This is a genomic window from Paraburkholderia sp. RL18-085-BIA-A (assembly GCF_046027075.1).
In the GTDB taxonomy this organism is placed as follows: Bacteria; Pseudomonadota; Gammaproteobacteria; order Burkholderiales; family Burkholderiaceae; genus Paraburkholderia.
The window spans coordinates 1-6,376 of the sequence record NZ_JARESU010000260.1 but is presented as its reverse complement, the minus strand read 5'-3'; the positions used below and the strand labels follow the sequence as shown (position 1 = coordinate 6,376).

The 6,376-nt window shown below is 59.2% G+C and carries 6 protein-coding genes and 1 pseudogene; all 7 read right to left on the bottom strand.

Going from position 1 to position 6,376, the window contains the following annotated elements; all coding sequences use genetic code 11:
* Window positions 1-153: ABC transporter permease subunit (locus tag P0D89_RS50375; protein ID WP_408360981.1), on the bottom strand; the 153-nt coding region annotated here is incomplete at its 3' end.
* Window positions 154-370: 217 nt separating this feature from the next.
* Window positions 371-1,273, bottom strand: coding sequence for a dihydrodipicolinate synthase family protein (locus P0D89_RS50370; RefSeq protein WP_408370305.1), 903 nt, complete (start codon window positions 1,271-1,273; stop codon window positions 371-373).
* Between the two features lie 72 nt (window positions 1,274-1,345).
* Window positions 1,346-2,620, bottom strand: coding sequence for an NAD(P)/FAD-dependent oxidoreductase (locus tag P0D89_RS50365; RefSeq protein WP_408370307.1), 1,275 nt, complete (start codon window positions 2,618-2,620; stop codon window positions 1,346-1,348).
* 59 nt (window positions 2,621-2,679) lie between these two features.
* Window positions 2,680-3,828 carry a branched-chain amino acid ABC transporter substrate-binding protein gene (locus P0D89_RS50360; RefSeq protein ID WP_408370309.1) on the bottom strand — a complete coding sequence of 383 codons (1,149 nt, stop codon included), beginning with the start codon at window positions 3,826-3,828 and terminating at the stop codon, window positions 2,680-2,682.
* A 164-nt stretch (window positions 3,829-3,992) separates the two neighbouring features.
* On the bottom strand, window positions 3,993-4,538 hold the full coding sequence (locus P0D89_RS50355) for a GAF domain-containing protein (RefSeq protein ID WP_408370311.1): 546 nt from the start codon (window positions 4,536-4,538) through the stop codon (window positions 3,993-3,995).
* Between the two features lie 9 nt (window positions 4,539-4,547).
* Window positions 4,548-5,957 (bottom strand): MFS transporter, encoded by a 1,410-nt coding sequence (locus tag P0D89_RS50350; RefSeq protein WP_408370313.1) that lies wholly within the window; start codon window positions 5,955-5,957, stop codon window positions 4,548-4,550.
* Between the two features lie 203 nt (window positions 5,958-6,160).
* Window positions 6,161-6,376 (bottom strand): annotated as a pseudogene (locus P0D89_RS50345) (MFS transporter); the annotation flags it as partial.

The window sequence follows — 6,376 nt, the reverse complement described above, 5'->3', positions numbered from 1 at the left end:
AAGCGCGACCATCGCGCCGACCATCAACACATCGCCGTGAGCGAAGTTGATGATGCCCAGGATGCCGTAAACCATCGTGTAGCCCAGTGCGATGATGGCGTAAACGCTGCCAAGCACCAGCCCGTTGAGAATCTGCTGAATGAAAATATCCACTTACCAGCTCCTGATACGCTGCGCTTTTGAATCTGGTTTTTATGTCGCGTGTTAATCGACCGGCGGTCGCCCGACACGGATCGCGCGCGTTGAATTCGGCCCTTAAGCCTTGACGAGGTGACGAAGCGCAAAGCGTTTCGTCACCGGCAAAATGAGGTACTTATGTCATGTGGAACGGGCCCGCCCATGCGCCGTAGCAAGGTCAGGCCCATCCGCATTACTTCGACAGGGCACGCACGTTGGCAAGCGTCTTCTCTACGATTGCAATGACCTTCTGGCGCTCTTCGCCTTCGAGCTTCAGGCGCGGGGCCTTCACGGTTTCCGAATAGCCGGCCGTGATGTTCTCGGCCAGCTTGATGTACTGAACGAGCTTCACGTGTGTATCCAGATGGAACAGGTCGATCAGTGCACGGTACAGCTGGCGCGCCCATTCATAGTCGCCAGCAACGGCCAGATTCAGCAATTCAACCGATTCCTTCGGAACAGCGTTGGCCATGCCAGAGACCCAGCAAGTCACGCCGAGTGCAACCGACTCAAGCACCAGATCGTCGACACCGCACACGACGGCAAGGCGGTCGCCGAAACGGCTGATCAGATCGGTGACGCGCGTTGTGTCATACGATTCTTCCTTGAGCGCTTCGATCGTCGGCTCTTCCAGCAGTTGCGCCACCACATCCGGCGTCAGGTCCACGCCATATCCGCGCGGGTTGTTATAGAGCAGAATTGCGAGCTTGGACGCCTGAGCGACGGTCCTGTAGAAGGCAATCGTTTCCCGGGCGTCGGACTTGTACGTGAGACCAGGAAAAACCATCAGGCCCTGAACGCCGAGCGCTTCCGCGTCCTTCGCGTACTGGACTGCGTTTGCCGTAGTGGTTTCGGCGAGACCCGCAATTACCGGCACGCGACCGTTCACGGTTTCAACGGCAAGCTTGATTACCGTGCGCTTCTCTTTTGGCGTGAGCTGGGCGCTCTCACCGACCATACCCATCATGACGACGCCACCGACGCCGCCGTCGATGAGGCGGTTCAGACCTGCCTTGATCGCTTCGTGATCAAGAGAACCGTCGTCCTTCAGCTTCGTCGTGACAGCGGGGAACACACCTTTCCAGTTGACTTGCATGGCTACACCTTTCCAAAAATGATAATCAGAGGCGGGATGTCCCGCGGGTCGATCGAGGTCGCGGGGGCCCCGTTAATTCCGGAAGCGGCTGATCGAGTACGGCTCAAGTCCGACTCCGGGCGTACGATTGGCAAGCAGGTCCGCGACAAGCGCTCCTGTTGTTGCCGATTGCGTCAGACCAAGGTGACCGTGGCCGAACGCATAAATGACGGACGGCGCGCGCGGCGATTGGCCAATGACCGGAAGGGAATCCGGCGTGGCCGGACGGTGCCCCATCCACTTCACGGCTCCCTTATCGTTGATACCGGGCAGGAAGCGCTTTCCGAGCGCGAGCAGCGCGTCACTGCGTTTGTAATTCGGTGGTGCCTTGAGACCGGCGAACTCGGCCGCACCGCCAATGCGCACACCGATATCAAGTGGGGTAGCGACAAATTTGCGTTCGGCAAATATCACTTCGCGCGACAGGCTGATGCCATGCGCGGGAAGCGTCGTGTTGTAACCCCGCTCGCTGTCCAGCAGGACGCGGTCGCCTATCGATCGGGCAAGCGCGGCGGACCATGCACCCGTCGCCACAACGAGGCGGCGCCCCTTTACCCGTTCGCCTGTCTCGGTGACCGCTGCTGGCGCAAGTGCATCAGCGAGATCAAGTGCCTTTACCGCGCCGACAACAAACGTGGCACCGAGTTGCTTCACGCGCTCACGCAGTTGGGTCACGAGACGCTTCGGGTCACCGATGTGCGACCAGTCGTCGAGAAACACACCATGACGAAAAACCGGCGCGAGGGACGGTTCGCAATCGCGAACTTCGTCGGCCGACATGGCGTGCCAGCGCACGCCCAGATCCCGTTTGAACTCCCATTCATGCTGATCTGCGGCGAAGGCTTCGTCTGTCTCGTAGACCGTCAATGCGCCGCGCCGATAAAAACTGTCCATCGCGCCGATGTCCTCGAACATCGGGACGATGTCGTCGTAGACGCGGTTGTTCAGCTGGGCCAAAGCCAGGGAAATTTCGCGGAAACGGTCCTTGTTGCCCGAGCGCTGAAATTCCATGAACCAGGGCAAGGCGGTCGGCACATGTTTCCAGTCAAGCGCCAGCGGCCCCAAAGGATCAAACAGCCACTTCAGAGCCTTCATGTACAACCCGTTCACTGAAATGGGGGTGCTCTCCGTCACGGCGATGCCCCCCGCGTTTCCGTGCGACGTACGGTCGCCCTCGAAGTCGCGGTCGATGATGGTGACGGTAGCGCCGTCGCGCAGTGCAGACCACGCACAGGCGAGACCGACGACTCCGCTACCGATAACCACAACGTCGGGGGTCGTCCGGGAGTTTTGAGCTTGCTGGGTCATTTCCGTGAGTCTAGGTATTGCGAGGTTGGACGGCAGACTGCCGTCCACCGTGGCTTCAGTTACTTGGATCCGAGTACCGTAATCGGCTTCCACTGTCCGTTTTCACACTTGTAGACGGTGATGATTGCGTCGCGCAGATCACCGAACTTGTCGTATGCGAAGTGATCGCTCGTGACACCCTTCATGTCAGTCTTCGCGAGCACAGGCAGGTAGACGGACGGGTCTGACGAATTGGCCTTCTGCATCGCCTGCATCATGGCCATGGCGCCGTCGTACGTGTACGGTGCATAGGTTGTCGGTTCAGAGCCGAACTTGGCCTTGTAGCGCTGTGTGAAGCCCGCGCCACCGGGCATCTTGTCGAGCGGCAGTCCCGCGAGCGAGACAATCGCGCCATCCGCCGCCGGTCCGGCAATCTTGATGAAGTCTTCCGTTTTCGACATTTCACCCGAGGCAAACGTCGCCTTCATCGCCAGCGTGCGCGCCTGCTTCACCATGGGTGCGGATTGCGCGTCGGCGCCTGCGTAATAGATGAAATCAGGATTCTTCGACTTGATGCCGGTCAGAATCGCCTTGAAGTCAACCGCTTTGTCGGACGTGAACTGATGGTCAATAAGGTTACCGCCGGCCGCCTTCACTGCCGTCTCGAACTGCTCCGCAAGACCCTGGCCATATGCCGTGCGGTCATCGATGATTGCAATGCGCTTCGCATGGAGCGTCTCGACGACGTACTTGCCCATCACACTGCCCTGCTGTGTATCAGACGTCATCATCCGGAACGTAGTCTTGAAACCCTGACGCGTATAGGCGGGTGCGGTTGCCGTCGAGATCTGCGGAATGCCTGCGTGCGAATAGATCGCCGAAGCGGGGATCGTCACCCCGGAGTTGAAGTGACCGAGCATGCCCTTGATGCCGTCATCGACCAGCTTCTGGGCGACGACGGTGCCCGTCTTCGGGTCCGCCTGATCGTCGAGCGCCTCCAGCACGAACTTCGTTTCCTTGCCGTCGATCTTCGGTTTCGTGGCATTGAAGTCGTCAATGGCGAGCTGCACGCCCGACTCGAAATCCTTGCCGTACTGAGCCTGCGCGCCCGTCATCGGAGCGGCCAGACCCAGCTTGACCGTTTGTGTTTCAGCGGCCTGTGCGGCTCCGAGGGACAGAAGCAGAAATCCCGACGCAGCGGCTGCAAAAGCGATGGTGCGAACTTTCATATCAGTCTCCTTACTACCCATAAAAGCCGCGTTGGGAGCGTCGAAAACATTATATTGGATCCAATATCCAACTGTTTTGCGTATAATGCGCGCCTTCGGCGGGTCTGTCAAATGCGTTCGAAAAAATTGGCGGAGCGCGGTTTTCTGCCGCCCCGCCCCAAGTCCTACACCTGTTCCATAACGTCAGGATCCTCAAGCCCACTCAGCCTTTGAACCTGATCTTCGAGCGGCGAAACCGCCAGTTGTGCGAACACCAGCGCCAGTCCGATATCAGCATGGTCATACAGCCCAGCTTCGCCAAGCAGATTCATTGTGCCCAGCGTGACACCGTTCTTGCGCACGGGGACGTTCAGCACACTCTCACACCCAATCGACCACAACACTTCGTATTCCGAGAACACTGCCTTGATGTCTTCGCGCGTTGAGCCAACAAAGATCTCACCGCGGCGAAGAACCTGATCCGACCAGCGACGTTGCGTCACCCGCTTGAGTCCGCCTACCGGATTGATATCCAGGCGATTACTATGCAGACGACCCAGGCGGCTCGACGCCTCGTCATACGCCAGCACCGTAAAGAGCCGCTGGCCGAATACCTCTGTGAGGGAGCGTTCGAACTCCGACCATACAAGGTCGGCATCACGGCCTTCCTGTTGCATCCGGGCGACACGCTCGATCGCCCGGAAAATGAGTGCGTGGTTTGTGTTCGTCACGAAAACTCCTTATTTCGCGGTTCGAAGCGCGGCGCTTTGCACGTCGGGACGCATGGAGCCGTACTCTGCCTCGGAAATTTCCTCAAGCGTCTTTCCGGTCGTCGAGATGCCCAGGAAAATCACGGCGAGCGCGCCGATCAGCAGGATGACAGTGGTCATGCCAAACACGCCGGCGAAACCCCACAACGGGTAGATATAACCCACCAGCATTGGCGAACAGATTGCACCGATACGGCCGAACGCGGACGCCGTGCCCATTCCTGTCGCGCGCAAATGCGTCGGGAACACTTCAGGCGTATAGGCATACTCGCCCGCGTTGACGCCATTCATCGCGAAGGACATGAAGATCGAAGCAAGGACGATCGACGTGTCGCCGCCCGCATTTGCCAACCAGATACCTGCAGCGCAAGCCAATGCCATGTACGTGACGATCGTTGCCTTGCGGCCCAGCTTTTCGCAAAAATATGCCGAAGAGTAGTAACCCGGAATCTGGGCGAGGTAGATGAGGATCGAGACGGAAAAGCTCTTCGTGATAGTCATGCCATGCTGAACGAGCAGGCCAGGGATCCAGACGAAGAATGCGTACGAGCAGAACGTCACCGATAGCCACAGACACCAGGTCATCAACGTCGTCTTGGCGAGAGGCGGCTTCCACAGCAGCTTCAGGTTTCCGAAGAAGGAACCCGAGTGCTCATAGCTGGCCGCTGCGCCTGCCACAGGCGCCATGGGAGGCAGCGTTACGCCCGTACGTTCGACCTGCCGCTCAATATCGGACACCACGGCTTCGGCTTCCGCATGACGGCCGCGAATCTCCAGCCACCGCGGGGACTCGTGCAGCGAACGCCGCCACCAGAGCAGCACAACGACCGGTACGGAGACGATCACCAGCGCGATGCGCCAACCTTCCGGGTTCAGCGGGATCACAAAGTAGCCGATCAACGCTGCGGCTACAAAACCAAACGAGAAGAAGCCAGCCAGTGCGGCGGTAAAGGCTCCCCGATAGCGGTTACTGACGAACTCCACCAGGAACGGCGCAATGATCGCGCCCTCAGCGCCCATCCCGATGCCTGCTATCGCGCGCAGCAGAGCGAACGTGTGCCAGTCGTTCACAAACGCGTTGGCAAACATGAGCACGCAGAAGAAGGTCAGCGCCCACATCATGACGACGCGGCGGCCGAAACGATCGCCCAGCAGGCCGGCGAACAGCGCGCCGACGAGAAAGCCAACGTAGGTGCTGCTGCCGAGCAGCCCGGTTTCGAAGCTAGTCAGATGCCATTTGGTACGAACAACGGGCAGGATAAACGCGATGATGGCTGCGTCGATGGCCTCGAACATGAAGCCCAGACCGCCCATGAGGAGCAGCTTGAAGTGAAAACGGCTGAACGGCAGGCGTTCGAGTCGGGCTGCAATCGGTGACATGTAATTGCTCCCAAAATGAGGGATCGACCAATCCAGAATGTTCCGGACCGAAGTGTGGTCACAATATCCTGTATCCAACATCCAGAGTCAAGGTCGGGTAAACCTTTGCGTTCGTTTCGGTCCGCCCGGGATGCGGCAGACGAACTCGGGACCTGGAGGGCTTAAACGTATGGCGGATGCCCGCGCGGACGGCGACCTGACTATTAGTGGACGACGGCATCAGGGAAGACAACGCCGCTACGGCAGCCCCATGCGAGAAAGTCCGCGTCCGGCAGCAGACTCATCAGTGTCATTGCCAGCGTCGCCAGCAACATGCCCAGCGGGACACCCAGTTGCGGCACGCACGCGTACAGGGCTTTCCGGTTTCCTGGTGCGTACTCGTAGGCGAGCAGCAGCGCTCCACCCCATTCCCCCGAAAT